At 47.2% G+C, this 1,182-nt stretch carries 10 tRNA genes and 1 rRNA gene; all 11 read left to right on the plus strand.

The annotated features are described in order from the left end of the window. A 5S ribosomal RNA gene (rrf, locus tag KNP78_RS15525) occupies positions 1–89 on the plus strand; the annotation flags it as partial. 83 nt (positions 90–172) lie between these two features. Beyond that, a tRNA-Asp gene (locus KNP78_RS15530) sits at positions 173–248 on the plus strand. 25 nt (positions 249–273) lie between these two features. Further along, positions 274–349, plus strand: a tRNA-Phe gene (locus tag KNP78_RS15535). Positions 350–357: 8 nt separating this feature from the next. Next, positions 358–433, plus strand: a tRNA-Thr gene (locus KNP78_RS15540). Positions 434–444: 11 nt separating this feature from the next. Further along, positions 445–520: transfer RNA gene (locus KNP78_RS15545), tRNA-His, on the plus strand. 15 nt (positions 521–535) lie between these two features. After that, positions 536–611: transfer RNA gene (locus KNP78_RS15550), tRNA-Lys, on the plus strand. A gap of 33 nt (positions 612–644) precedes the next feature. Next, positions 645–725 (plus strand) — tRNA-Leu (locus KNP78_RS15555). A 21-nt stretch (positions 726–746) separates the two neighbouring features. Then, positions 747–821: transfer RNA gene (locus KNP78_RS15560), tRNA-Gly, on the plus strand. 7 nt (positions 822–828) lie between these two features. Beyond that, positions 829–913, plus strand: a tRNA-Leu gene (locus tag KNP78_RS15565). A 5-nt stretch (positions 914–918) separates the two neighbouring features. Then, positions 919–995: transfer RNA gene (locus tag KNP78_RS15570), tRNA-Arg, on the plus strand. 7 nt (positions 996–1,002) lie between these two features. Then, positions 1,003–1,079: transfer RNA gene (locus KNP78_RS15575), tRNA-Pro, on the plus strand. Positions 1,080–1,182: the final 103 nt, after the last annotated feature.

The raw sequence follows: 1,182 nt of genomic DNA on the forward strand, positions 1-1,182 counted from the left end.
CCCGTTCCCATGCCGAACACGGAAGTTAAGCGCTTCAGCGCCGAAAGTAGTTGGGGGTCTCCCCCTGTGAGGATAGGACGCTGCCAGGCTGATTGTTTTTTTGAAAAAATTATTGACTTTACTCTCGATGACATTTAAAATAGGTAAAGTCGATACAATAATTATTTAAAACGGTCCCGTGGTGTAGTGGTTAACATGTCTGCCTGTCACGCAGAAGATCGCGGGTTCGAATCCCGTCGGGACCGCCATTTTTTTATTTAAACTTAATAAGTTGGCTTTGTAGCTCAGTTGGTAGAGCAAAGGACTGAAAATCCTTGTGTCGGCGGTTCGATTCCGTCCAAAGCCACCATTTACAGCGCCGGTGTAGCTCAGTTGGTAGAGCATCTGACTTGTAATCAGAGGGTCGAGGGTTCGAATCCTTTCGCCGGCACCATTTTTCTCATGGCGGTTGTGGCGAAGTGGTTAACGCACCGGATTGTGATTCCGGCATTCGAGGGTTCAATTCCCTTCAGCCGCCCCATTTTAAAAAATTAATGAGCCATTAGCTCAGTTGGTAGAGCATCTGACTTTTAATCAGAGGGTCGCAGGTTCGAGCCCTGCATGGCTCACCATTTCTCATTAATTTCTATACTTAAATATTATATGCGGGTGTGGCGGAATTGGTAGACGCGCTAGACTTAGGATCTAGTGTCTTTGACGTGGGGGTTCGAGTCCCTTCACCCGCATCTCTAATCTAACTTTATATTGCGGAAGTAGTTCAGTGGTAGAATACGACCTTGCCAAGGTCGGGGTCGCGGGTTCGAATCCCGTCTTCCGCTCCAATTATATGCGGTCGTGGCGGAATCGGTAGACGCGCTAGGTTGAGGGCCTAGTGGTGGTTAACACCGTGGAGGTTCAAGTCCTCTCGACCGCATTAATGCATCCTTAGCTCAGCTGGATAGAGCGTTAGACTACGAATCTAAAGGCCGGGAGTTCGAATCTCTCAGGGTGCACCATTTATAACGGGAAGTAGCTCAGCTTGGTAGAGCACTTGGTTTGGGACCAAGGGGTCGCAGGTTCGAATCCTGTCTTCCCGACCATTTCTTAATTCAATTTGGTCTTTGAAAACTGAACGATGAGGCAAAAATGTTTTACAATTTTTGAATGAAGCGCAAGCTTCGTCATTTTTAAAGAGCTATATCA

Origin of the sequence: Exiguobacterium sp. s28, from assembly GCF_018618135.1 — a bacterium.
GTDB lineage: Bacteria > Bacillota > Bacilli > Exiguobacteriales > Exiguobacteriaceae > Exiguobacterium > Exiguobacterium mexicanum_A.